The 23,466-nt window shown below is 66.0% G+C and carries 21 protein-coding genes; 11 read left to right on the top strand and 10 right to left on the bottom strand.

The features are described from left to right. Window positions 1–83: 83 nt before the first annotated feature. Together dnaE and ATO9_RS17110 are read left to right on the top strand one after the other, a co-directional pair. Window positions 84–3,584, top strand: coding sequence for a DNA polymerase III subunit alpha (dnaE, locus tag ATO9_RS17115; RefSeq protein WP_043752139.1), 3,501 nt, complete (start codon window positions 84–86; stop codon window positions 3,582–3,584). A 90-nt stretch (window positions 3,585–3,674) separates the two neighbouring features. After that, entirely contained in the window at window positions 3,675–4,730 is a 1,056-nt protein-coding gene (locus ATO9_RS17110; RefSeq protein ID WP_043752137.1) for a hypothetical protein, read from the top strand. Between the two features lie 36 nt (window positions 4,731–4,766). Here the strand turns inward: ATO9_RS17110 and ATO9_RS17105 are convergent, their stop codons facing one another. Continuing rightward, entirely contained in the window at window positions 4,767–4,961 is a 195-nt protein-coding gene (locus ATO9_RS17105) for a SlyX family protein (protein ID WP_043752134.1), read from the bottom strand. 177 nt (window positions 4,962–5,138) lie between these two features. On the opposite strand from ATO9_RS17105, the gene hisS reads away from it, so the two are divergent. Genes hisS through hisG form a run of 3 tightly spaced genes read left to right on the top strand, consistent with a single transcriptional unit; the run spans window position 5,139 to window position 8,436 of the window. After that, the gene (gene hisS / locus ATO9_RS17100; protein WP_043752132.1) at window positions 5,139–6,623 is read left to right on the top strand and encodes a histidine--tRNA ligase; all 1,485 of its coding nucleotides are present in this window, start codon (window positions 5,139–5,141) and stop codon (window positions 6,621–6,623) included. Beyond that, window positions 6,623–7,744: an ATP phosphoribosyltransferase regulatory subunit gene (locus ATO9_RS17095; RefSeq protein ID WP_043752129.1), complete on the top strand. Its 1,122-nt coding sequence runs from the start codon at window positions 6,623–6,625 to the stop codon at window positions 7,742–7,744. Before hisS ends, ATO9_RS17095 begins: the two co-directional genes overlap by 1 nt. Next, the gene (hisG, locus tag ATO9_RS17090; protein WP_043752126.1) at window positions 7,741–8,436 is read left to right on the top strand and encodes an ATP phosphoribosyltransferase; all 696 of its coding nucleotides are present in this window, start codon (window positions 7,741–7,743) and stop codon (window positions 8,434–8,436) included. Before ATO9_RS17095 ends, hisG begins: the two co-directional genes overlap by 4 nt. A gap of 43 nt (window positions 8,437–8,479) precedes the next feature. Here hisG and ATO9_RS17085 read toward each other — a convergent pair whose 3' ends face one another. Next, entirely contained in the window at window positions 8,480–8,911 is a 432-nt protein-coding gene (locus tag ATO9_RS17085; protein WP_043752255.1) for a DUF1489 family protein, read from the bottom strand. 110 nt (window positions 8,912–9,021) lie between these two features. On the opposite strand from ATO9_RS17085, the gene ATO9_RS17080 reads away from it, so the two are divergent. Continuing rightward, window positions 9,022–11,292, top strand: coding sequence for an adenosylcobalamin-dependent ribonucleoside-diphosphate reductase (locus ATO9_RS17080; RefSeq protein ID WP_043752123.1), 2,271 nt, complete (start codon window positions 9,022–9,024; stop codon window positions 11,290–11,292). Between the two features lie 179 nt (window positions 11,293–11,471). Here ATO9_RS17080 and ATO9_RS17075 read toward each other — a convergent pair whose 3' ends face one another. Then, the gene (locus ATO9_RS17075) at window positions 11,472–12,434 is read right to left on the bottom strand and encodes a DUF808 domain-containing protein (RefSeq protein WP_043752122.1); all 963 of its coding nucleotides are present in this window, start codon (window positions 12,432–12,434) and stop codon (window positions 11,472–11,474) included. Window positions 12,435–12,544: 110 nt separating this feature from the next. Then, the gene (locus tag ATO9_RS17070; protein WP_043752119.1) at window positions 12,545–13,147 is read right to left on the bottom strand and encodes a dimethylsulfonioproprionate lyase family protein; all 603 of its coding nucleotides are present in this window, start codon (window positions 13,145–13,147) and stop codon (window positions 12,545–12,547) included. A gap of 102 nt (window positions 13,148–13,249) precedes the next feature. Between ATO9_RS17070 and ATO9_RS17065 the strand changes: the two genes are divergently transcribed. The 5 genes from ATO9_RS17065 to rpsD all read left to right on the top strand — a co-directional run bounded on the left by ATO9_RS17065 (window position 13,250) and on the right by rpsD (window position 18,022). Beyond that, window positions 13,250–14,209, top strand: coding sequence for an agmatinase (locus ATO9_RS17065; protein WP_043752116.1), 960 nt, complete (start codon window positions 13,250–13,252; stop codon window positions 14,207–14,209). 96 nt (window positions 14,210–14,305) lie between these two features. Beyond that, window positions 14,306–14,869, top strand: a complete 564-nt coding sequence (locus ATO9_RS17060) for a carboxymuconolactone decarboxylase family protein (RefSeq protein ID WP_043752112.1) — start codon at window positions 14,306–14,308, stop codon at window positions 14,867–14,869. A 137-nt stretch (window positions 14,870–15,006) separates the two neighbouring features. After that, on the top strand, window positions 15,007–15,918 hold the full coding sequence (locus ATO9_RS17055) for a lipid A-modifier LpxR family protein (RefSeq protein WP_043752108.1): 912 nt from the start codon (window positions 15,007–15,009) through the stop codon (window positions 15,916–15,918). 160 nt (window positions 15,919–16,078) lie between these two features. Further along, on the top strand, window positions 16,079–17,143 hold the full coding sequence (locus ATO9_RS17050; protein ID WP_043752105.1) for a Hint domain-containing protein: 1,065 nt from the start codon (window positions 16,079–16,081) through the stop codon (window positions 17,141–17,143). Between the two features lie 258 nt (window positions 17,144–17,401). Then, complete coding sequence (rpsD, locus tag ATO9_RS17045) at window positions 17,402–18,022, top strand: 30S ribosomal protein S4 (protein ID WP_043752102.1); 621 nt, start codon at window positions 17,402–17,404, stop codon at window positions 18,020–18,022. 446 nt (window positions 18,023–18,468) lie between these two features. On the opposite strand, the gene ATO9_RS17040 is transcribed toward rpsD, so the two are convergent. The 6 genes from ATO9_RS17040 to ATO9_RS17015 form a co-directional block, all read right to left on the bottom strand. Further along, the gene (locus ATO9_RS17040) at window positions 18,469–18,864 is read right to left on the bottom strand and encodes a (R)-mandelonitrile lyase (RefSeq protein WP_043752099.1); all 396 of its coding nucleotides are present in this window, start codon (window positions 18,862–18,864) and stop codon (window positions 18,469–18,471) included. A 39-nt stretch (window positions 18,865–18,903) separates the two neighbouring features. Continuing rightward, window positions 18,904–19,539, bottom strand: a complete 636-nt coding sequence (locus tag ATO9_RS17035; RefSeq protein ID WP_043752096.1) for an NADPH-dependent F420 reductase — start codon at window positions 19,537–19,539, stop codon at window positions 18,904–18,906. 353 nt (window positions 19,540–19,892) lie between these two features. Then, window positions 19,893–20,657, bottom strand: a complete 765-nt coding sequence (locus ATO9_RS17030) for a carboxymuconolactone decarboxylase family protein (protein ID WP_043752093.1) — start codon at window positions 20,655–20,657, stop codon at window positions 19,893–19,895. A gap of 130 nt (window positions 20,658–20,787) precedes the next feature. Beyond that, window positions 20,788–21,717 (bottom strand): LysR family transcriptional regulator, encoded by a 930-nt coding sequence (locus ATO9_RS17025; protein WP_337588282.1) that lies wholly within the window; start codon window positions 21,715–21,717, stop codon window positions 20,788–20,790. 56 nt (window positions 21,718–21,773) lie between these two features. Next, on the bottom strand, window positions 21,774–22,793 hold the full coding sequence (locus tag ATO9_RS17020; RefSeq protein WP_081979634.1) for a PQQ-dependent sugar dehydrogenase: 1,020 nt from the start codon (window positions 22,791–22,793) through the stop codon (window positions 21,774–21,776). Continuing rightward, entirely contained in the window at window positions 22,783–23,289 is a 507-nt protein-coding gene (locus ATO9_RS17015) for a (R)-mandelonitrile lyase (RefSeq protein WP_081979633.1), read from the bottom strand. Before ATO9_RS17015 ends, ATO9_RS17020 begins: the two co-directional genes overlap by 11 nt. Between the last annotated feature and the right edge of the window lie 177 nt (window positions 23,290–23,466).

Below are 23,466 nucleotides of genomic sequence, written 5' to 3'. Positions count from 1 at the left end.
AGAGGACCACCCAAGCCAAGCTCATTGCCGCGGGCGATGCAACCGCTGTTCCGCCCGGCCACGATCCGCGATAGCGTGGCCGCATGAGCAGCCAGCCCCGATTCATACATCTCCGCACCCATACCGAATATTCGCTCCTCGAAGGGGCGATCCGTCTCAAGAAATTGCCCGGCCTGTGCAAGGCCGCCGGCATGCCCGCCGTGGCCGTGACGGACAGCAACAACATGTTCTGCGCGCTGGAATTTTCCGTGACCGCCGCCGGTGAGGGGATCCAGCCGATCATGGGGTGCCAGGTCGATGTCGCCTATGTCGCCAGCACGCCCGGCGAAAAGCCCCGGCTGCCCGCCCCCGTTGTCCTGCTGGCGCAGAACGAGACGGGGTATGAAAACCTGATGCGGCTGAACTCCTGCCTCTACATCGACAAGGCGGGGCAATTGCCGCAGGTGACCATCGACGAACTGGCCGAGTTTTCCGACGGGCTGATTTGCCTGTCCGGCGGCGCCAATGGCCCGGTCGGCATGCTGCTGCAACAGGGCCAGCGCCCCGCCGCGCAGGCGCTGATGGACCGGCTCAAGGAAATCTACGCCGACCGTCTCTATGTTGAATTGCAGCGTCATCCCGGCGAAAGCGGTCTGCCCGATGCGGAACAGCAGACCGAACGCGGATTTGTCGAAATGGCCTACGCGATGGAGCTGCCGCTCGTGGCCACCAACGACGTCTACTTCCCCAAGGAAGAGATGTACGAGGCGCATGACGCGCTGATCTGCATTGCCGAAGGCGCCTATGTGGACCAGCAGGAACCGCGCCGCCGCCTGACCCCGCAGCATTACTTCAAATCGCCCGAGGAAATGGCGACGCTCTTTGCCGACCTGCCCGAGGCGCTGGAGAACACGGTCGAGATCGCCAAGCGCTGCGCCTTCGGCACCTATCGCCGCGATCCGATCCTGCCGAAATTTGCCGATGACGAGGTCGTCGAACTGCGCCGCCAGGCCAATGAGGGGCTTCAGGCCCGCCTGGCCGTGATCCCCCACGCCGTCACGCCCGAGGAATACCAGCAGCGGCTGGATTTCGAGCTTGATATCATCGAGGGGATGGGCTTCCCCGGCTACTTCCTGATCGTTGCGGACTTCATCAAGTGGTCCAAGGACAATGACATTCCCGTCGGGCCGGGACGGGGCTCGGGCGCGGGCTCGCTCGTGGCCTACGCGCTGACGATCACCGACCTCGACCCGCTGCGCTATTCGCTTCTGTTCGAACGGTTCCTCAATCCCGAACGGGTCTCCATGCCCGACTTCGACATCGACTTCTGCATGGACCGGCGCGAGGAGACGATCCGCTACGTGCAAGAGAAATACGGCCGCGACAAGGTGGGCCAGATCATCACGTTCGGTGCGCTTCTGTCCAAGGCGGCCGTGCGCGACATCGGTCGTGTGCTGCAGATGCCCTACGGCCAGGTCGACCGGCTGTCGAAGATGATCCCGGTGGAAGGCGTCAAGCCCGTCTCCATCGAACAGGCCCTGGCGCAGGAGGAACGCCTGCGCGCCGAGGCCCGCAACGAAGAGGTCGTGGATCGCCTGCTGAACTACGGCATGCAGGTCGAGGGGCTGCTGCGGAACGCCTCCACCCACGCCGCCGGTGTGGTGATCGGGGACCGCCCGCTGGACCGGTTGGTGCCGCTCTACCAGGATCCGCGGTCGGACATGCCCGCGACCCAGTTCAACATGAAATGGGTGGAACAGGCCGGCCTGGTGAAGTTCGACTTCCTCGGCCTCAAGACGCTGACGGTGATCCAGAACGCGATCGAACAGATCCATTCCGGCGGGCGCGACCTGCACATCGCCGCCGACGGCTCGACCATCTACGAACCCTTCCCGGGGGCCGAGAACGATATCGGGCAGATCCCGCTCGATGACGAAAAGACCTACGACCTCTATGCCCGTGCCAAGACGGTGGCGGTGTTCCAGGTTGAAAGCTCGGGCATGATGGACGCGCTCAAGCGGATGAAGCCCACCTGCATCGAGGACATCGTCGCGCTCGTGGCGCTCTACCGGCCCGGCCCGATGGAGAACATCCCGACCTATTGCGAGGTCAAGAACGGCCTGCGCCAGATCGAATCCGTCCACCCCCTGATCGACCACATCCTCGAGGAGACCCAGGGCATCATCGTCTACCAGGAACAGGTGATGCAGATCGCCCAGGTCATGGCCGGCTACTCGCTGGGCGGCGCCGACCTGCTGCGCCGCGCCATGGGTAAGAAGATCAAGGAGGCGATGGACGCCGAACGCCCGAAATTCACCAGCGGCGCGATGAAGAACGGCGTGGACGAGGCCAAGGCGAAAGAGGTCTTCGACCTTCTGGAAAAGTTCGCCAATTACGGTTTCAACAAGTCCCACGCGGCCGCCTACGCGGTGGTCAGCTACCAGACCGCCTGGCTGAAGGCGAACCACCCGGTCGAATTCATGGCCGGCGTGATGAACTGCGATATCCACCTCACCGAAAAGCTCGCCGTCTATTTCGAAGAGGTGAAGAAGGCGCTGAAACTGCCCTATGTGCCGCCTTGCGTGAACCGCTCGGATGCAACCTTCAAGGTGGTCGATGGCGCGCTGGTCTACGCGCTGGGCGCGCTCAAGAATGTTGGCGTCGACGCGATGCGCCTGATCGTCGAGGGGCGGGGCGAACGGCCCTTCGTCAACCTCTATGATGTCGCCCGCCGGGTCGAACTCAAGAAGGTCGGCAAGCGCCCGCTGGAAATGCTGGCCCGCTCCGGTGCCTTCGACGTGCTGGATCCGAACCGTCGCCGCGTCTTCGATAGCCTCGACGCGCTGGTGCAGTATTCGGCCGCGATCTGGGAACAGAAGACCTCAAACCAGGTGTCGCTGTTCGGCGATGCGGGCGAGGACCTGCCGGAACCGCGCCTGTCCCCGGTGCAGGACTGGCTGCCCGCCGAACGCCTATCGGAAGAGTTCAAGGCCATCGGCTTCTACCTCTCTGGCCATCCGCTCGACGATTATGCCGGCGCGCTGAAACGCAAGGATATCAAGACCCTGGACGAGGTCACCCACCTGGCCCAAGGCGGTCCCCTCGTGGCCAAGCTGGCGGGCATCGTCGCCAGCCGGCAGGAACGCAAATCGGCGCGGGGCAATCGGTTCGCCTTTGTCCAGCTGTCGGACACGACGGGCAATTACGAATGCACCGTCTTTTCCGACACGCTGGAGGCCGCCCGCGATCACCTGGAAAACGGCTCCATGGTGGTCTGCACGGTCGAGGCGACGATGGAAAGCGACCAGCTGAAACTGCTGGCCCGCGGCATCGCCCCGCTCGATACGGTGGTGGCCGATGTGGGCGGCGTGGGGCTCAAGATCTTCATCGAGGCGCCGGATGCCATCCCCGCCGTGTCCGAGGTGCTGCAAGGCGCGGCACAGGCCGCGGCCAAGGCGGCGCGCGGCCCCATTTCCTTCTGCGTGATGGGGGCGGGCCTGCCCGGCGAGGTCGAGATCGAGACCGGACAGGACTACCCGGTCACGCCGCAGATCAAGGGTGCCATCAAGAGCCTGAACGGCGTCATGGCGGTCGAGGAGATCTAGGCCACTTCCCGCTGACACAGATCCGTTCAGGTGCCACACTGGACGGATCCGTCCGGTTTTGATTAGCTGCCGGAAATCTCAGGGTTTTCGATGATGCCTCGCCTGTCTCTCTTGTTGATCTGTTTTACCTTGGCCGCGTGCCAGGGGCCGCTGGGCAATGTCGAAAAACTGTCCGACCAGGATCTGGAGGTCAGCGCCGGTGCCGCCGACGCGGTGGCCGAGGGCGGTGCCCCCGCCATGCGCGACGAGGAGCGTGCCGTGGCCGAGGACGTTTCAGAAGAAGTCCAGACGCAGGAGCGGCGCGGCCTGTTCGGCTTCCTCCGTCGCGCGGCCGAGGCAGAGCCCGCCGCAGCAACCGATGACACCGGGGCAGAGGTCGAACTGGCCGCCGCCGCACCGGATGCCGCGGCCCAGGCGACAACGCAGGATGCAGACCAGCCCGAGACCGCCGCCACGCCGGAACCGGAGAAACGCCGCGGCTTCCTCGGCGGTCTCTTCGGCGGCAATCGCGACGAAACACCCGCGCCAACCGAAACGGCAGAGGCCACCACGCCCGACGCCACGGAAGAGGCCGCCACCCCCGAACCGCAAAAGGCCGGGTTCAGCCTGTTTGGCCTGGGTAATAACCGCGACCGCAGGTCCCCGCCCAGCGGGCCGGAAACCGATATCGTCCCCGGCTCCGTCATGGCCTTCGGCAAGGTCGGGCGGCTCTGCGACGTCTCCCCCCGTGAGGTCGGTCGCGAAGTGGCGCAATATCCTGAACGTCGGGCCAAGTATGCCCTGATCGACTCCGCCCCCGATGCCAGCACGGCGCGGTCCTTCTACATCTCGGGTTTCGACGATGGCTGCCTGCGCCAGATCACCGGCGCGCTGGTCCTTTTCGGTGATGTCGAGATGCACGAGCAGATCCGCTATGGCGCGGCGGCGGGCGAACAGCCCGAAAGCCTGGTCGACAAGGCTTACAACAAGGTCAAACGCCTGATCTGCCGCGTCGGCAGCAACAAGCCCTGCGGCAACCGGATGCGCTCCCTCCAGCGGGACACGGTCTTCGTCACGGTCTATGAATCCTTCGGCGGCAGCGGTCGCTGGGCCGACATGCTGCTGCATGACGGCAAGGTCGAGGCGATCGCGCTGCACCACGACTGATCGTTCCGGCGCGTTCCAAATGTAGATGCAGAGCGGTTAGTAATGCGGCGGACGTTCGTCGCCAAAGACGGCGGCGTCCCCGTGGCTGGCTTCACGTTCGGCTTCGCGTTCCATCAGCAACTGCACCCGCCGGGTCAGCATGGCGATCTGGGTATCCTGTCGGGCTACGACATCGGACAAATCGTCCAGGTTCCGTTCCAGGTGGGCGAGGCGTTCTTCGATTGGCTGCATAGCTCCATCTCCCCGTCCCGGCATAACGCCGGGTGACAGAGGATCTGAGCCTGCCCCGCCGGAATTGCAACCCTCTTCTGTCCGCGCATGTCGCCGCGCCGCCCGCTGCGCCAAGGCTTGCCCCGCAGGGGGGCATGGGCTAGACCGCGCCGCGAGCGTGTCCCACGAGGTTTCCAGATGGCGAAACAGAAAAAAGCCCCGCGCCCCAAGGCCCAGACGCCCAAGGGGTTCCGCGATTATTTCGGTGCCGAGGTCACGGACCGGGCCGAGATGCTGCGCAGCATTGCCGGGGTCTATCATCGCTACGGCTTCGACGCGCTGGAAAGCTCCGCCGTGGAGACGGTCGAGGCGTTGGGCAAGTTCCTGCCCGATGTCGACCGTCCCAACGAAGGCGTTTTTGCCTGGCAGGAATCCGACGAGGACGGGCAGGGCGACTGGCTGGCCCTGCGCTATGACCTGACCGCGCCCCTGGCCCGCGTCTACGCCCAGCACCGCAACGATCTGCCGACGCCCTACCGGCGTTACGCCATGGGCCCCGTCTGGCGCAACGAAAAGCCCGGCCCGGGCCGATTCCGCCAGTTCTATCAATGTGATGCGGACACGGTCGGCACCGCGTCCCCGGCCGCCGATGCCGAGATCTGCGCGATGCTCGCCGATTGTCTCGAAGAGGTCGGGATCCCGCGCGGCGACTACCTGATCCGGGTCAACAACCGGAAGGTCCTGAACGGCGTGCTCGAGGCCATGGGCGTCGCCGACGAGGCCCAGCAGGCCGACGTGCTGCGCACCATCGACAAGTTCGACAAGGTCGGGGAATCCGGCGTCCGCGAATTGCTGGGCAAGGGACGCCTCGACGCGTCAGGCGCCTATATCGACGGGGTGGGCCTCAGCGCCGATCAGGCCGAACCGGTCATCGCGTTTTTGACCTCCAAGGGTGCGGACGCGGCGGCGACACTGTCGAACCTGCGCGCGGCCATCGGCGGCTCCGCCATCGGGGCCGAGGGCGTCGACGAGCTTGACCAGATCGCCAGCCTGCTGGACGCGGGCGGCTACGATGCGGGCCGCATCCAGATCGACCCCTCGGTCGTGCGCGGCCTGGGCTATTACACCGGCCCCGTCTACGAGGCCGAGCTGACCTTCGAAATCCTCGACGACAAGGGCCGCAAGCGCCAGTTCGGCTCCGTGTCAGGCGGTGGCCGTTACGACGACCTGGTGAAACGCTTCACCGGCCAGGCCGTGCCCGCCACCGGCGTCTCGATCGGCGTCGACCGCCTGCTTGCCGCCTTGCGCGAAAAGGGCCGGATGAAGGACGTGGCCCTGGGCCCTGTCGTTGTCACCGTGATGGATCGCGACCGCATGGCCGATTACCAGGCCATGGTCGCCGAGCTGCGCAACGCGGGCATCCGGGCCGAGGTCTACCTGGGCAATCCCAAGAACTTCGGCAATCAGCTGAAATACGCGGATCGTCGCAACTCCCCCGCCGCCGTCATCGAAGGGGCAGAGGAAAAGGCCAATGGCGTCATCCAGGTCAAGGACCTGATCCTGGGCAAGAAAATCGCCGAAAACGCCACGCTCGAGGAATGGAAGGAACGCCCCTCCCAGGCCGAGATCGCGCGCGCCGACCTGGTGGCCCATGTCCGGCAATTGCTGGCGGAGCACGGCTGATGGCCCTCTGGCAAGGTCACACGCCCGAGCTTCGGGCGCAGGTTCGCGCCTGCGCGGCCCGGCTGCGCGATGAATTCGCCGCCGCCGGGGCGCAGCCGGTCGAATGCCCGATCCTGCTGCCCGCCGCCACGCTGCTCGATCTCTATGGCGAAGACATCCGTGCCCGCGCCTATGTCACCTCGGATGCGCTGCGCGGCGAACAGATGATGCGTCCGGATTTCACCGTCCCGGTGGTGCAGATGCATATGGAAGGCGGCGCCGAACCCGCCCGCTACACCTATGCCGGAGAGGTCTTCCGCCGCCAGGAAGAGGACGAGGCCCGCGCCAACGAATACCTTCAGGTGGGCCTCGAGATCTTCGACGGCTCCGACCCCGCCGCCGCCGATGCAGAGGTCTTTGCCCGCGTGCAATCCGCCACCAGCCGCCTGCTGCTGCGGGCCGCCACCGGCGACATGGGCATCCTCATGGCCGCGGTTGACGGGCTCGACACCAGCGCGGCGCGTAAGGCGGCGTTGCACCGTCACATCTGGCGTCCGCGTCGCTTCCGGTCCCTGCTCGACCGGTTCGCGGGGCGGGCGGCGCCGGTGCCCAGCCGGGTCGCGCTGCTCGAAGCGTCCGACCCCTTCGCCAATGCCGGGACCGAGGTCGGCCTGCGCCGCCGGGCCGAGGTCGAGGCCCGGATCGAAGCGCTGCGCGCCGATGCCGCCACGCCGCCGATTTCGGACCGCGAAATCGACCTGATCGACACGCTGCTCGACGTGAAGGAAACGCTGCCCTTCGCCATCGAACGCCTGCGGGACATCGCCGTCGACATGCCCTCCATCGCCGACGCCGTGGAAACCGTCGCCCGCCGCGCCAAGGCGCTCGAGGCGCGGGGCGTCGACATCACCAGCCTGGAATTCGAGGTCGCCTATGGCCGCCACCAGATGGAATATTACGACGGCTTCGTCTTCGGGTTCTACGACGTCAGCCGGCCCTACCTGCCACCCGTCGCCTCGGGCGGGCGCTACGACGCGCTGACCCGGGTGCTGGGCCGCCAATCCGGCCGCCCCGAAGGCATCCCGGCCGTCGGTGGCGTCATCCGCCCCGGCCTGATGGTCGAACTGGGAGAGAGCGCATGAGCATCAAGCTGGGCGTGCCCTCCAAGGGCCGATTGATGGAAAAGACCTTCGACTGGTTCGGCGAGCGCGGCGTCACGCTGGGCCGCTCCGGATCGGATCGCGAATATGCCGGTCGTGTGGACGGCATCGACGGGGTGGAGCTTGTCCTGCTCTCCGCCGGGGAAATCCCGCGCGAACTGGCCGCGGGCCGCATCCACCTCGGTGTCACCGGCACCGACCTGATCCGCGAAAAGCTGGGTCGCTGGGACATGCAGGTCGAAACCCTGGTCGAGCTCGGCTTCGGTCATGCCGACCTGATCCTCGCCGTGCCGCAATGCTGGGTCGATGTGGACGTGCTGGACGACCTCGATGCCGCCGCCGCCGCGTTCCGCCGCGATCATGGTTTCCGCCTGCGCATCGCGACGAAATACCACCGGCTGGTCCGCGATTTCCTGCGCGACCACGGCGTCGCCGACTACCAGCTTGTCGACAGCCAGGGCGCGACCGAGGGCACGGTGAAGAACGAAACCGCCGAAGCGGTGGCCGACATCACCTCGACCGGCGAGACCCTGCGCGCGAACCACCTCAAGATCCTCGAGGACGGGCTGATCCTGAAAAGCCAGGCCACCCTGTTCCGCGCCCGCCGCGTCGACATGAGCGATGCCGACCGCGCCACCCTGCGCGAGCTGATGACCCTGCTGTCGATCGAGTGACCCGGCGAAAATCCGCTTTCCGCCCGGGGCGCGGGAAGAGGTCCTAAAGCACCCCGATCTCGGCTAGGGCCGCCGACAGCTCGGCCGGCAGGGCATCTTCGTTCTGGCGATGTTTCGGCAGATCGGGCGGCGCATCCTCGGGCTTGAGGTAGCGCCAGCCCTGGAACGGCCGCCGGGGCGAGGCCGCGGTCGGGTGCAGTTCCGGGTCCAGCACGATGGCGCAGCGGCGAATCCCGTCGCCGCGATCCATCTCGTCCAGCCGAAGGATGCGCTGACGCGCCTGGATCATCCCCTTGATAACCCAGAAGATCGACCCGCCGGCCAGAAGCTCGGCCTCGCGTTTCGGCCACATGCGCGTGACATGGCGCGGCAGCCCGTCACCGCCCTGCGCCATGCGCGAGGCCTGCCATTCCGCCAGTGTCTGAACGCTGTCCGTGCCGACGCTCAGCTTCAAGAGATGTACAAATTTCCCCACGTTCTCCCCCAAGATCGTGTTATTCTTCACCAAGGATAGGCTATTTGTTGTCCTGAGCAAGCAGGACGTGTAGTCTCCTTGCTCGCCCCTCGCTGCCAAAGGTGATTCAGATGTCCCGTTTTGCTGCCCCGATCGCCGAACAGGTCTGGGATATGAAGTATCGGCTCAAGGAAGCCGACGGAACCGTCATCGACCGGTCGGTCGAAGACACGTGGCGTCGGATCGCCAAGGCGCTGGCCGCGGTCGAGTCGGATCCCGATCACTGGGAACGGAAATTCTACTCCGCGCTGGAGGATTTCAAGTACCTTCCCGCCGGGCGGATCACCGCAGGCGCCGGCACCGGGCGCAAGGTCACGCTCTTCAACTGCTTCGTCATGGGCACCATCCCCGACGAGATGGGCGGCATCTTCGACATGCTGAAGGAAGCCGCGCTGACGATGCAGCAGGGCGGCGGGATCGGCTATGATTTCTCCACCATCCGGCCCAAGGGCGCGGATGTGAAAGGCGTGGCCGCCGATGCCTCCGGCCCGCTGTCCTTCATGGATGTCTGGGACGCCATGTGCCGCACCATCATGTCGGCCGGGTCCCGCCGTGGCGCGATGATGGCGACGATGCGCTGCGACCACCCGGATATCGAGGATTTCATCGGCGCGAAGAGCGACCCGGCCCGCCTGCGCATGTTCAATATGTCCGTGCTGGTCACCGATGCCTTCATGGAAGCCGTGAAGGCCGACGGCCCGTGGGAACTGGTCTTCGACGGCAAGGTCTACCACACCCTTCAGGCCCGCGACCTGTGGAACCGGATCATGCAGGCGACTTACGATTACGCCGAACCCGGCGTGATCTTCATCGACCGTATCAACGCCGCCAACAACCTCGCCTATTGCGAAACCATCGCTGCGACCAACCCCTGCGGCGAACAGCCCCTGCCGCCCTACGGCGCCTGCCTGCTGGGGTCCGTCAACCTCGCGCGGCTGGTCAAGGATCCGTTCACCGATAAGGCCGCGCTCGACCCTGCCGCGCTGGACGAATTGGTCGCGCTGGCCGTGCGGATGATGGACAATACCGTCGACGCCTCGAAATTCCCGCTCGAAGCCCAGGCCCGCGAAGCCGAGGCCAAGCGCCGCATCGGCCTTGGGGTCACCGGCCTGGCCGACGCGCTGCTGATGCTGGGGCTGCGCTACGGCTCTGACGAGGCGGCGGAACAGACCGAACAATGGATGCGCCAGATCGCCCGGGCCTCCTACCTGGCCTCTGTCGAACTGGCCAAGGAAAAGGGCGCCTTCCCGCTTTTCGACCGTGACGCCTACCTCGCCTCCGGCACCATGCAGGCGATGGACGAGGACGTGCGCGCCGCGGTGGCCGAACACGGTATCCGCAACGCGCTGCTGACCTCCATTGCACCGACGGGCACGATCAGCCTGTATGCCGGCAATGTCTCGTCCGGGATCGAACCGGTCTTCGCCTATGAATACACCCGCAAGGTGCTGCAGAAGGACGGATCGCGGACCGAGGAAAAGGTCGTCGATTACGCCGTGCAGATGTGGAAGGAAATCAAGGGCGACGCGCCGCTGCCGGACCACTTCGTCAATGCGCAGACGCTGGCGCCGCTGGAACACGTCAAGATGCAGGCGGCGGCGCAGAAATGGATCGACAGCTCGATCTCCAAGACGATCAACTGCCCCGAGGATATCAGCTTCGACGCGTTCAAGGATGTCTACATGCAGGCCTGGGATTCCGGCTGCAAGGGCTGCACGACCTACCGCCCGAACGACGTCACCGGATCGGTCCTTTCGGTCTCGGAGGAGAAGAAGGAAGAATCCGTCGTCATGCCCGACGAGGGCGGCGAAGTCGTCTACATGGCCGAGCCGCTCGACCGGCCCACGACGCTCGAAGGCAATACCTACAAGCTCAAGTGGCCCGACAGTGAACATGCGATCTATCTGACGATCAACGACCTGATCGTCGGCGGCCGCCGTCGCCCCTTCGAGGTCTTCATCAACTCCAAGAACATGGAGCACTTTGCCTGGACCGTGGCCCTGACCCGGATGATTTCCGCGGTGTTCCGGCGCGGCGGCGACGTGTCCTTCGTGGTCGAGGAGCTCAAGGCGGTGTTCGACCCCCGCGGCGGCGCATGGATCAAGGGCAAGTACATCCCCTCGATCCTGGCGGCGATCGGCGGCGTGATCGAAACCCACCTGATCTCCATCGGCTTCATCGAGGGCGAGGGCACTGGCCTGAAGACCGACCCGACCGCCAAGGTCGTGGGCCTGGAAGGCGCCGGTCGCGGCAAGGCCTGCCCCTCTTGCGGTCAATACACGATGCAGATGATCGAGGGCTGCATGACCTGTTCGTCCTGCGGCCATTCGAAATGCGGCTGACGGGTTCCTGAGCGTTTAGGTCAACTATCTGAAATTGTTGATCTTTCGCTTGACGACTCGGGTCGCGCACCGCATTTAGGAAACCGTGGACAGCAAGCCAGCAACCGCCAGCCAGCGATCCACGGCCCGCCTCCTGACATCGACATCTGTCTGACCGCTTCGGGGGGCGGATCCGGGGCTTAATGCGCGCCGGTCTTCTCTCCGCCGAACATCCCCATGACCGTCTTCACGATCGGGATCAGGATCGCCCCGACGACAAGCCCGACGACACCGTCCAGCCCCGCGGTCACGATCCACTCCACCGCGCCGGCCGTCTCTCCGGCACCCGCGGCGACGCCGACGGCGACGTCGTGGATCATGTCATAGGGCAGGTGCCAGCCCAGCTCGTGCAGGCCATGGATCAGGATCGACCCGCCGACCCAGATCATCGCCGCCGTGCCGATGACGATCAGCAGCTTCATGAAGACCGGCATCGCCTTGACGATGAACAGGCCCAGCCGACGGGTCAGGCCCAGCCGCCCCTTGGCGGCCATCGCGAGGCCCAGGTCATCGGCCTTCACGATCAGCCCGACCGCGCCATAGACGGCGAGGGTGATCAGGATGCCCGCCACGCCCAGGGCCGCGGCCTGAAGCCACAGCGGCTGGCCCTCGGGCAGGGATGACAGCACGATGGTCATGATCTCGGCCGACAGGATGAAATCCGTCTTGATCGCGCCCTTCACCTTGGCCTCTTCCAGGTGGGCATCGTTCTCCATCTTGGCGACGGCCTCCTGCTCGGGATGGTGGCTGGGCGACAGGGCGTGCCATATCTTCTCCGCCCCTTCAAAGCACAGGTAACCGCCCCCCAGCATCAGCAGCGGGTAGATCAGGATGGGCGCAAAGACCGACAGCAGCATCGCCGCCGGCAGCAGGATCACCAGCTTGTTGAACAGCGACCCCTTGGCGATCTTCCAGACGATGGGAATTTCCCGGTCCGCGCTGAAGCCATGGACGTATTTCGGTGTCACCGCCGCATCGTCGATCACCGCCCCCGCGGCCTTGGACGAGGCCTTGACCGCCTGTCCCACGATATCGTCGACCGAGGCCGAGGCCACTTTGGCAATGGCGGCAACATCGTCGAGCAGGGCGATCAATCCGGACATGAAAATTCCTTTCGTTTCGCACAGACATAGTGCGGTGCGGGTCTGACCGCCAGTTGTTCATGGCGCGGAAATGACCGGCGACCCCGGCAGGCGGATAGACCGGGCGCGCGTTACCCCGTCTCGGACCGCAACGCCCAAAGCGCCAACAGCGGGCTGGCCCCCGCGGCCATCGCGTGCAGGATGCCGGGACGGTTGTAGAAGGACCCGCCCGGTCCCGGCTCGAACCAGCCGGTGCCGTCCTGGAAGAACCGCCCCGGCGTCAGCACGAGGTAGGTCTCCTCGGGCGGGTGGTCGTGGTCGGGATAGCGCACCTCGGGTCCCAGCAGCGACACGCCCAGCCAGACATCGTCGCGCGGCTCCAGCCCCGATGGCCCGGCAATCATCGCATTTGCATGGCCCTCGCGGTACTGCGCATTCGCCCCCGGTGCCGGGCCGGGGCGCTGGCGCCAGGTCAGCGCGGGTTCGACCGCGCGAAAGGCACCGCACAACTCTGCCAGCAGCGGGTCGGAGACCCCCTCCGGATCGGTCACCGGGTCCAGCCAGTCGCAGACCGCCCGTCGCCGTCCCGGGGTCGGATCAGCCGGGGCCGGGACCTCCAGCGCGGCAAAGACCGCCCGGACCGACGCCTGCGCCGCCCCCTGCGGCGCACGATCGGCAAAGGCACGGCCGGCGACCTCGATGAAATGCTGCAATTCGGGGCTGCGGTCGGGCATGGGCGGGTCCTTTCGCGACGCAGGGCACGGATGAGCTATGGCGGCACGGGGCAAAATCCCCGACACTCTCCCGAACCTAGCCTGTTCGAGGAATGACGCCACATGAAGCATGGGTATGACAATGGCCGACTGAACCTGCCCTTCGTCGGTATTTGCACTTTCGGCAAATATCCGCATGTCGAGGACTGGGATGCCATCGATGCAGACGTCGCCGTGATGGGCGCGCCGTTCGATTTCGGCACCCAGTGGCGCACCGGCGCGCGGATGGGGCCGCGGGCGATCCGCGAGGCCTCGACGCTGTTCTCCTTCGGGCATGCGGGCGCCTACGATCACGAGGATGACGCCACCTATCTCGAACCCCACAAGGTCACCATCGTCGATATCGGGGATGCGGATATCGTCCATACGGATACGCTCCGCAGCCATCAGAACATCGAATACGGGGTGCGCAAGATCCTGGCCGCCGGGGCGCTCCCGGTGGTGCTGGGGGGCGATCATTCGATCAACATCCCCTGCATCAACGCCTTCGACGGCGAAGAGCCGTTCCACCTGATCCAGATCGATGCCCATCTCGATTTCGTCGATGAACGTCACGGCGTTCGTTATGGCCACGGCAACCCGATGCGCCGCGCCGCCGAAAAGCCCTGGGTGTCCGGGCTGACCCAGATCGGCATCCGCAACGTGTCCTCCACCGCCAGGGACGGGTACGAGGCCGCGCGCGGCATGGGCTCCGACATCCTGTCGGTCCGCCAGGCCCGCGCCCTCGGGGTCGAGGGGTTGCTCGCCCGCATCCCCGAAGGCGAACGCTATTACCTGAGCGTCGACATCGACGCCTTCGATCCCTCCATCGCGCCCGGCACCGGCACGCCGTCCCATGGCGGGTTCCTCTATTACGAGGTTCTGGAACTGCTCGACGGTCTGGCGCAGCGCGGAGAGATCGTCGGCATGGACCTGGTCGAGGTCGCCCCGGATCACGATCCCGGCGGCGTGACCTCGATCCTGGCGGCGCAATTGCTGATGAACACGATCGGGCGGATCCTGCATCACCGCGATCTGGGCTAGCGCCGGGCGCTGACCGCTCGGACAACTTACTTACCGGTCGGTTGACGGTATACCGGTTTCGGCGCACACTCCCCTGGTCAATCGAGGGAGGAGACAATGACCGACTGGCCCGAACAACGGCTGATGCCGCCCGATCCGGACAGCTACACCGATTTGCAAAGACAGGCGCATGACGCCTTTGCAAACAGCCCGCGCAGCGGCGTGCGGGGCCCGCTCGCCCTGTGGATCCACCGGCCTGAACTGGCGCTGGCGACCCAGCAGCTGGGCTCTTACCTGCGGTTCGAAAGCTCTCTGGGCCCGCGCCTGACCGAACTGGCGATCATCACCACGGCCAAGCTGTGGAAGGCCGAGTTCGAATGGTACGCCCACAAGCCGCTGGCGCTGAAACACGGCGTCTCGGAACAGGTGGTCGAGGCGATCCGTACCGGCACGCCCCCTGATTTCACCGACCCCGAAGAGGCGGCAGTGCATGAATTCGCGCTAGAGGCCGCCCGCGACCGCCAGGTCAGCGATGCGCTCTATGACAAGACGCTGGCGGCGATCGGCCAGGACCGGCTGGTCGATCTCGTGGCCTTGGTGGGCTATTACGGTTTCGTCTCGCTGACACTGAACACGTTCAACATCCTGCCGCCCGCCGACGCCGACCCAGAATTCGCCTGACCGGCGCCCGCACCACGGCGGCAAATGCGCAACAAAACGCGCCCGGCACCGATCCGCCGGGCGGCCACGCCTTGGCGGCCCGCGGGGCGCGCGGTATCTCTCGCGCGGCCCCGACCGGCCTACCAGACGGAAGACCCATGCGCCCCTTTTTCACCGCCGCCCTGATCCTGATCCTGTCCACGCTGGGCCTGCGGGCCGACCCGGTCGAGCGGTCCTATATCGGATATGGCCGGCTGATCGTGAACGATTCCCTGGGTGATTTCCGCGACCGCTGGCGCACCGGGTCCGTCGCGGCCAGCCATGTCTGGGGCCCGGACTGGACCGGCGCCCTGCCGGGCCGTCCCTTCGACATCCTCGAATTCCGCGTCCTGGCCGAGGTCATCTACCCGCTCAGCTACAACGCGCCCCGCGCCGGCGACCGCCCCTATGCGGCGGCGTGGTCCTTCGGGATGCACACCCATTTCCAGCGCGGCGGCTGGGACCTGGCCACCGGCGCGGACCTCGTCATCACCGGCCCGCAGACCGGCCTGCCGGATTTCGCCCGCGCCCTGCACGAGGTGCTCAGCCTGCCGAAACCGTCCCGCGCGGTGCTGGCGGGGCAGGTGCCCAACGGCTTTCACGCCGCCGCCGTGGTCGAGGCCGGGCGCGACCTGCCCCTGGGCGGCGCGACCCTGCGCCCCTTCGTCGAACTGCGCGCCGGGGTGGAAACCCTGGCCCGCATCGGCTTCGACCTGACCCTCGGCCCGGCCGGGCAGGGCGAGCTTCTGGTTCGCGATCCCGTCACCGGCCACCGCTACCGCACGATCACCGGTGATGCGACGGGGGTCAGTTTTGTCGCAGGGGCCGATATCGCCCGCGTGACCGACAGCCTCTACCTGCCGGCCAGCACCAACACCCTGACCGACAGCCGCCACCGCCTGCGCGCGGGCCTGCATTGGCAGGGCGAAAAATGGCAGGCGTTCTATGGGCTTACCTGGCTTGGTCCGGAATTCGTCGGCCAGCAATCGGGTCAGCTGGTGGGCGCCGTGCGGATCAAGTTCACCTTCTAGCTTGCCCCTAGGGCACCTTTTGCAAGCCAAACATACCGAGGGGTTTGCAAATTTAGTTATATCTGATAACTTGCATGCAGGTGAGACCGGCCAGATAAGGCCGGCTGCCCAATAAAATAAGCGAAAAACGCGTATATCGAGTAGAAGGCAGACAGCAGGCATGAGAACGGGCTTCAAGGGCACGTTCGTCATCTCCTGGACACAGACAGAGCTGGACGGGCTTAAGGGCTCCCGGCTCCATTCGCTGCGCATCGGGGCCACGTGGTCCTGGTCTGGCGAGGCCGTTAGGGTAGACGGTCCGAACGAGGTTCTGTGCCTTGAGCAGGCGGACGAAGAGAAAAACATCCGCAAGCGGGCGGCCAAGATCGTGAGGCGCCTCGTGGGCGCCGCCATCGATTGCAAGATGCCATCCGACATTCCGGCAAGCGACGATCCGCTGCTGGACGGGACATTCATCCTCACCGACGGACGCAACACCTTTACCGCGACGATCATCGAAGTGGACGGCCCTGCACAGCCGCTGCTGATGTTCCTCGACGAATTGCCGCCGAAGGGGCGGGAATTGTGGGTCGTGCATTACCAGGCCTCGCAGAAACGCCTGGCCCCGAACGAACCGGCCCAGGGCGGCGTGATCTGTTTCACCCCCGGCACCCGCATCGCCACGATGGACGGGCCGCGCGCGGTGGAAACCCTGCGCCCCGGCGACCGCGTGCTGACCAAGGATAGCGGCCCGCAGGAGATCTTCTGGGCCGGCGCGCGGCACATGACCGGCGCGCGGCTCTACACGATGCCGCAATTCCGGCCGATCCGCATCCGCGCCGGCGCCTTCGGGATCGAACGCCCGGACGAGGAATTCCTCGTCTCCCCCGAACACCGGATGCTGGTGAAGGGGCCGATCGCCCGCGCGCTCTTCAACACGTCCGAGGTGCTGGTCGCCGCGCGTGACCTGGTCAACGGCACGACCATCACCCAGGACATGAACGTGCGCGAGGTCACCTACATCCACCTGCTGCTTCCCTCGCATCAGGTGATCTGGGCGAATGGCGTGGAAACCGAAAGCTTCCACCCCGCCAATGCCGCCCTTGCCGCGCTGACCGAGGATGACCGCGCGACGCTCCTCTCCGGCTTCCCCGAGCTTCGGGACGACCCGCTCGCCTATGGCGGTTATGCGCGTCGCAACCTCTCGAAATCCGAGGCCGCAATCCTGATGCACGACGCCGCCTGACCGGCGGCGGCCCATCCGCGCCGTGCAGGGCGTCCCCGGTGTCCGTGTCAATCCGGTCCCGGGGACGTCCATCGGCGCGGTTTTCCCGCGAAATCCCGTGTTGACACGCCGCCCGACGCGCGTATAAGCGCGGCTCCATTGGTGTTGGTGGCCCCCGCAAGGGGTATGCCTGTCAGGGTTCGCCCAGAGGACAACGCCCTTCATCCGCCGCTACGCGCCCGCCGGGCCGGATGCGGCCCATAACGAAGGAGATCAGCCGTGACCAAACGCACGTCTGCCAAGTACAAAATCGACCGCCGGATGGGCGAAAACATCTGGGGTCGTCCGAAATCCCCGGTCAACCGTCGTGAATACGGCCCCGGCCAGCACGGCCAGCGCCGCAAGGGCAAGATGTCCGACTTCGGCCTCCAGCTGCGCGCCAAGCAGAAGCTGAAGGGCTATTACGGCGACATGACCGAAAAGCAGTTCAAGCGCATCTACTCCGAGGCCGCACGGGTCAAGGGTGACACCGGTGAAAACCTCATCGGCCTGCTGGAGCGCCGCCTGGACGCCGTCGTCTATCGCGCCAAGTTCGTGCCGACCGTCTTCGCGGCCCGTCAGTTCGTTAACCACGGCCACGTCCTGGTGAACGGTAAAAAGGTCAACATCCCCTCCTACCGCGTGAAGGAAGGCGACGTTGTCGAGGTTCGCGAGAAATCCCGTCAGCTGGCGTCCGTGATCGAAGCGTCCCAGCTGCCCGAGCGTGACGTCCCCGACTACATCGAGGCTGACCACTCCAAGATGACCGCGACCTTCGTCCGCACCCCGACCCTGGGCGATGTGCCCTACCCGGTGATGATGGAACCGAACCTCGTGATCGAATACTACGCACAGAACTGATCTCGGTTCTCTGCAAGGATCGAAAGGGCCGCACCACCGGGTGCGGCCCTTTTTCGTTGCAAATGGGTAAGGGGCCGGTGGGCTGGGCGGTGGCTGTCGCCGGGTCGCGTGGGCCCCTTTGACCATGAAAAAGGCCCGGTCCCTCAATCGGGCCGGGCCTGTCTGCCGGCGAGGCGCCTCAGCTCTAGTCGTGCGTTTTGGCCTTCAGGGTCTCAGCTTCGATACAGAGGGCAGCGACCGACCCGAGGGGGGCCGCGATAGCGCCGCCCTGGGGGGCGGGTCGGCGCTGCCCGGCGTTGCCGCCGGGCGGTACAGATCATCCAAGTATTGAATGATCTCGGACGTATGCGCCGACGACACGTTTGCGAGTGCCGCCGCTTCCGGAGACCGCGATTACAGATGCCAAAGCGGCCTGTCCCAAAGCCCCCGATCCCCTATCCCGGCGATCAGCCGTTGTAATCCTCGTCCGCGACCTTCTCCATCCAGGTGACGGGGGTGCCGTCGATGCTTTCCTGGATCGCGATATGGCTCATCGCGTTTTCCGGCGCGGCGCCGTGCCAGTGCTTTTCACCAGCCGGGAAGAACACGACATCGCCGGTGGTCACTTCCTCCACCGGGCCGCCCTCGCGCTGCACGCGGCCACGGCCGAGGGTGATGATGATCGTCTGGCCCGCCGGGTGGGTGTGCCATGCCGTGCGTGCGCCGGGTTCGAAGGTCACATGCGCGCCCGAGGTGCGGCCGGGCTCGTCGGCCTGGAACATCGGGTCGATCCGGACGGTGCCGGTAAAGTAATCCTGGGGGCCGGGCCCGGACGGAAGGGATCCTGCGCGAATGATTTTCATGGGTCTTTCTCCTTATTGTCTGCGGGGGCCAAAGGGGCCTCAGCGCAGTTTCTCGAAACGATAGGTCCAGCTGGCGGGGCCGGGCTGCACATAGGCCAGTTCGACCGACACCATGGCGAAGGGTTCGACATAGCGCCCATTGCGCAGCCCGCCGGTATCCTGGGGCTCGAAGCCGATGTCGCGGATCAGGTCAAAGGCCACCTGCTTGGCCCCGGCATCGTCGCCATAGACCATGACATGGGGCGGGGTGTCTTGCCCCTTGCGCTCATGCACCGGAAAGAAGCTTTCCGAGGGCGTGGTGCTGAAGCACGACACCCAGCGGGCATCGGGCCGCATCTTCGCCAGCTCCTCCGCGCCCGAAGATGTATGCGCCACGACCAGCTCGCTGTTGCTGTCATCCAGCGGCACGCAGCAATTCAGCACGACCATGCCCGCCAGGTCACCGGCCTGGTCCAGCACGTCGCCAACCCGCGACCAATGCACCGCCAGCAGAACCGCATCCGCGCCCTCGACCGCCTCGGCCACGCTGCCCGCATGGCCACCGCATTCGGCGGCCAGCCGTTCCAGCTTGGCGTGGTTGCGGGCATAGGCAAAGGTGACGTCATGGCCGCTTCTGGCCCAGATCTGACCCAGCTTGCCGCCCATCAGTCCCGATCCCAGAATGCCGATCTTCATGTCCGTCTCCGTTTGTATTGCCTGGCGAACGGGTCCGTTTGAAGGGACCGCCCGTGCCGTGTTCATGCTGTAGATGTGGGATGTAACGACAAGGCGTAAAGGCGTTTCAATGCACGCCAGTCATGAAGGGGCTTCATGAGTGAGGTATTTGAGAGGAGGATTGGAGAGAGTTGGTGCGCTGCAATCCGCTGCCGGTGAACGCGGCGCGGCCCGGCCTGTCCGCCGGGCGGTAGATAACGGCTGAGCTCAAAGAAAGAGCCAGGCCATCCGCAGGGCCGAAGAACCCGAACAACACCCCACAAAAAACCGGCCCGCGCGCTGTCCCTCGCGCGGGCCGGGGAATGCGCCGGGGGTCAGTCGCCGGCGCGGGTCTCGAAGACCTCCTTGGCCACCGGCAGCGCCGAGAAGACCCGCGGCCAGCCTGCGTAGAAGGCCAGGTGCGACAGCATCGCGCCGGCCTCTTCCTGGGTCAGCCCGTTATCCATCGCGCGGTTCAGGTGAAAGGTCATCTGCTCGGGCTGGCCCGCGGCAATCAGCCCGGCCACGGTCACCAGCGACCGGTCGCGCGGTACAAGGTCCGGGCGCAGCCAGACGTCGCGGAACAGGATCTCGCGGGTGGTGTCGACGACGCCCATGGACACGTTGCCATAATTCCCGCTCACGGTTTCCTCGCGGGCGGCCTCGGCCTCTTCGTTCAGCGGCAGCAACTCCACGTCGGTGCCGGGCAGGTCCTCGGCCGCGATCCCGCGCGCCTCGAAGACAGGGGCTGCGGCCTCGGCGGCGGCAAAGGCGTTGCCGACCCCGGTATAGAAGGCGAGATGGGTGATCGTCTCGGAAATTTCGGCCGGGGTCACGCCGGCATCCAGCGCCAGGGCAACGTGGCTTTCCAGATTGTCGGTCTCATGTCGGGTCATCAGCGCGGCAAAGGTGACCAGCGCGCGATCGCGGGCCGACAATTCCTCGCCGCCCCAGACATCGCCGAACAGGTCTTCGGTCATGTAGTTTTGAAGGGCGGGCGCGACCTGGCCGACAGACCCGGGCAGGGTCGAGCCCAGCTCCTGGGCGGTGGCACCGGTGGCGAAAAGCGCCATGGCAGAGGCGGCGATATAGGACTTCATGAGGGGTCTCCTGTTGCAATGCATGTCTGCACCACAATCTGGGGTTCCCGGACGTCAGGTTAATGGCCCAGCCCCCCAAGGCAGCCATGAACGCCCCTCATCAATGGTCCCCCGCAACGCCCCCGCGGGATCAGTCGCGATGCCGCAACGCGTCCAGCACCACCTGGAAGGCCGAGGACGGGCGCTGCCGGCTGGGGTAATAGAGGTGGAAACCGGGGAAAGGCGGCGAATAATCCTCGAGGCAGACGCGCAACCGCCCGGCCTCGATCTCGGGGGCGGCCAGCCGGTCGGGCACCAGCGCCAGCCCATGTCCGTCGATCGCCGCCCGCATCACCGGGTGGATGGTGTTGAAACAGGCCTGCCCGCGCACCTTCACGTTGATCTCGGTCCCGTCCGGTTCTTCGAATTCCCAGGCATAGAGCGCGCCATGGGTCGAGAGCCGCAGGTTGATGCAGCGGTGATCGGTCAGATCCTGCGGTCGCTGCGGCGTCCCGGCATCGTCCAGGTAGTCCGGCGCCCCGACGCAGATCATCCGTTCATCCGGGCCGATCCGCATCGCGATCATGCCGTCGCTCACCTGGTCGCCATAACGCACGCCCGCATCGCATTGCGACGCGGCCAGGTCGGTATAGCCGTAATCCATCACGAACTCGACATTCACGCTGGGATGCTGCTTCAGCACCGGCCCGAGCTTGGGCCACAGGATGGTGTCGATGGCATATTCCACCGCCACGATCCGCACCGTGCCCGTGGGCTGGTCCTGTGCATCGTTCAAGGCCTGAAGCCGCGCCTCGATCTTCTCGAAACACGGGTTCAGCGTGGCCAGCAGATCCTCGCCCTCCAGCGTCGGCGCCACGGATCGCGTCGTGCGGGTCAGCAGCCGCAGGCCAAGGCGCTTTTCCAGCCCCTTGATCGTATGGCTAAGCGCCGATTGCGACACGTTCAGCCGCGCGGCGGCCTTGGTAAAGCTTCGCTCTTCGGCCACGGCCGCCAAAGCGATGAGGTCGTTGATATTTTCGCGCAACATGAGGGAGGCCTGGCTTTGTCGATCAAGGATCATCTCTGATCTCTGCACATGATATATGCGCCTCCCTCATGAGGTCCATGGATTAAGTGCTACCGGGTGAACCGGATCAGCCGGTCGCGCGACGGGCCGTCGCGGCGCGGCGACCGGTTCGTCGTGATCGCCCACAGGCCATCCTCGGTCACCAGCACGTCGCGGATCCGCTCGCCCGCATCATGGGCCGTGCCCACGTCGCCGCCGGTCGACACCGACAGCACCGCGCCCGACCGCAAGGAGGCCAGCAACAGCCGGTCCCCGTCCCAGGCCAGCCCCGAGGGCGCCCAGGTCCGGCCGCCGGAATGGGCCAGCGGCGCGGTCAGCCCGTCGCCGGTTTCGTCGCCCTGGATCAGCGGCCAGCCGTAATTGCCGCCCGCCTCGATCCGGTTGACCTCGTCATGACCGGATTGCCCATGCTCGGCGGCATATAGCGTGCCGTCCCCGGACCAGGCGATGCCCTGCGGGTTGCGGTGGCCCAGCGACCAGACGGGCGAGCCCTCGAACGGGTTGTCCTCCGGCACCGCCCCGTCCGGGGTCAGGCGCAGGATCTTGCCCGCCAGGCTGTCGGGGTCCTGCGGTCGTTCGCGGTTCTCGGTCCAGCCGGTGGTGACGTACAGCATCCCGTCCGGCCCAAAGGCGACACGCCCCCCGTTATAGAGCGGATGGCCGGGGATGCCGTCCAGCAGGACCCGTGTCTCGCGCCAGGTATCGCCGTCGCGAACGGCCTCGATCACCCGGTTCTCCCGCGCCTGCGGGGTGCCGGTGTGGTGATAGAGGACAACCCGCCCGCTGCTGGCGAAATCCGGTGTCAGCGCCAGGCCCATCAACCCGCCGCCGCGATCGTTCAGGATCGGCGCGCTGGTCTGGACCGGCAGTCGGTCCAGCCTCTCGCCGTCGAAGATGCCCAGCGTGCCGGCCTTTTCGGTGATGTAGATGCGGCCCTCAGCCGCCTCGATATCCCAAGGGTAATCGAGCCCGGCCAGAACCTCCTCCTGCGCTGCGACCGGCTGGGCCGCAGGCAGAAGAAGCGCGGCCAGGATCAGGCCGCGCACACCCTTTGCAGGATCAATGGTCATGATATTCCTCGTCGGAAACCAGTTCGCCCCATTCCACGGCGCTTTCGCCGTCGCTGGCCTGGATCGCGTAATGCGACATGGCGGTGGTATCGGTCGCGCCGTGCCAGTGTTCGACACCCGGCGGGCACCACACCACGTCACCGGCTTCGATCACGTATTTCTCGCCACCGCGTTCCTGGGTCCAGCCGGTGCCCGAGGTCACGACCAGTTGCTGGCCGACGGGATGGGTGTGCCAGGCCGACCGGGCGCCGGGCAGAAAGGTCACGTGACCGGCGGTCACCTGGTTCATGTTCGGGCCGAAGACCGGCGCGACATAGGCGGTGCCGGTGAAGGTCTCGGACGACCCGATCTGGCCGGCCAGGTCCTCGGCCTTGGTGACTTCCATGGATTGCGCGTTGGCCGTCTGGGCGGCCAGGGTCAGGGCAAGGCCCAGCCCGGCGGCAAGGGCGGGGAACAGCGCGGGGCGGCGCGTCGGTTTGGCAAGGGTAAGTGTCATGTCGGTCGTCTCCTTTATCAAGCGAGGCGGCCAGAGGGGCCGGCGACCGGGCCGATCCCGGTCTGCTGCCCAGAACCTATGGGCCGGGGCCGGGCGAACAATGCGCCCGCTCTGGATGACACCGATGAGGCAGGCTCATGAGCGGCCCGACTGATGACACACCGACGTGATACCGAC

Source organism: Pseudooceanicola atlanticus (assembly GCF_000768315.1).
GTDB lineage: Bacteria > Pseudomonadota > Alphaproteobacteria > Rhodobacterales > Rhodobacteraceae > Pseudooceanicola > Pseudooceanicola atlanticus.
This window is presented reverse-complemented; position numbering and strand designations above follow the sequence as displayed.

What these genes read in the sequence shown, in the direction of transcription:
- dnaE (WP_043752139.1), top strand. Translation starts at nt 84, where the DNA reads ATGAGCAGCCAGCCCCGATTCATACATCTCCGCACCCATACCGAATAT.
- ATO9_RS17110 (WP_043752137.1), top strand. Translation starts at nt 3,675, where the DNA reads ATGATGCCTCGCCTGTCTCTCTTGTTGATCTGTTTTACCTTGGCCGCG.
- ATO9_RS17105 (WP_043752134.1), bottom strand. Translation starts at nt 4,961, where the DNA reads ATGCAGCCAATCGAAGAACGCCTCGCCCACCTGGAACGGAACCTGGAC.
- hisS (WP_043752132.1), top strand. Translation starts at nt 5,139, where the DNA reads ATGGCGAAACAGAAAAAAGCCCCGCGCCCCAAGGCCCAGACGCCCAAG.
- ATO9_RS17095 (WP_043752129.1), top strand. Translation starts at nt 6,623, where the DNA reads ATGGCCCTCTGGCAAGGTCACACGCCCGAGCTTCGGGCGCAGGTTCGC.
- hisG (WP_043752126.1), top strand. Translation starts at nt 7,741, where the DNA reads ATGAGCATCAAGCTGGGCGTGCCCTCCAAGGGCCGATTGATGGAAAAG.
- ATO9_RS17080 (WP_043752123.1), top strand. Translation starts at nt 9,022, where the DNA reads ATGTCCCGTTTTGCTGCCCCGATCGCCGAACAGGTCTGGGATATGAAG.
- ATO9_RS17075 (WP_043752122.1), bottom strand. Translation starts at nt 12,434, where the DNA reads ATGTCCGGATTGATCGCCCTGCTCGACGATGTTGCCGCCATTGCCAAA.
- ATO9_RS17070 (WP_043752119.1), bottom strand. Translation starts at nt 13,147, where the DNA reads ATGCCCGACCGCAGCCCCGAATTGCAGCATTTCATCGAGGTCGCCGGC.
- ATO9_RS17065 (WP_043752116.1), top strand. Translation starts at nt 13,250, where the DNA reads ATGAAGCATGGGTATGACAATGGCCGACTGAACCTGCCCTTCGTCGGT.
- ATO9_RS17060 (WP_043752112.1), top strand. Translation starts at nt 14,306, where the DNA reads ATGACCGACTGGCCCGAACAACGGCTGATGCCGCCCGATCCGGACAGC.
- ATO9_RS17055 (WP_043752108.1), top strand. Translation starts at nt 15,007, where the DNA reads ATGCGCCCCTTTTTCACCGCCGCCCTGATCCTGATCCTGTCCACGCTG.
- ATO9_RS17050 (WP_043752105.1), top strand. Translation starts at nt 16,079, where the DNA reads ATGAGAACGGGCTTCAAGGGCACGTTCGTCATCTCCTGGACACAGACA.
- ATO9_RS17040 (WP_043752099.1), bottom strand. Translation starts at nt 18,864, where the DNA reads ATGAAAATCATTCGCGCAGGATCCCTTCCGTCCGGGCCCGGCCCCCAG.
- ATO9_RS17035 (WP_043752096.1), bottom strand. Translation starts at nt 19,539, where the DNA reads ATGAAGATCGGCATTCTGGGATCGGGACTGATGGGCGGCAAGCTGGGT.
- ATO9_RS17030 (WP_043752093.1), bottom strand. Translation starts at nt 20,657, where the DNA reads ATGAAGTCCTATATCGCCGCCTCTGCCATGGCGCTTTTCGCCACCGGT.
- ATO9_RS17025 (WP_337588282.1), bottom strand. Translation starts at nt 21,717, where the DNA reads ATGATCCTTGATCGACAAAGCCAGGCCTCCCTCATGTTGCGCGAAAAT.
- ATO9_RS17020 (WP_081979634.1), bottom strand. Translation starts at nt 22,793, where the DNA reads ATGACCATTGATCCTGCAAAGGGTGTGCGCGGCCTGATCCTGGCCGCG.
- ATO9_RS17015 (WP_081979633.1), bottom strand. Translation starts at nt 23,289, where the DNA reads ATGACACTTACCCTTGCCAAACCGACGCGCCGCCCCGCGCTGTTCCCC.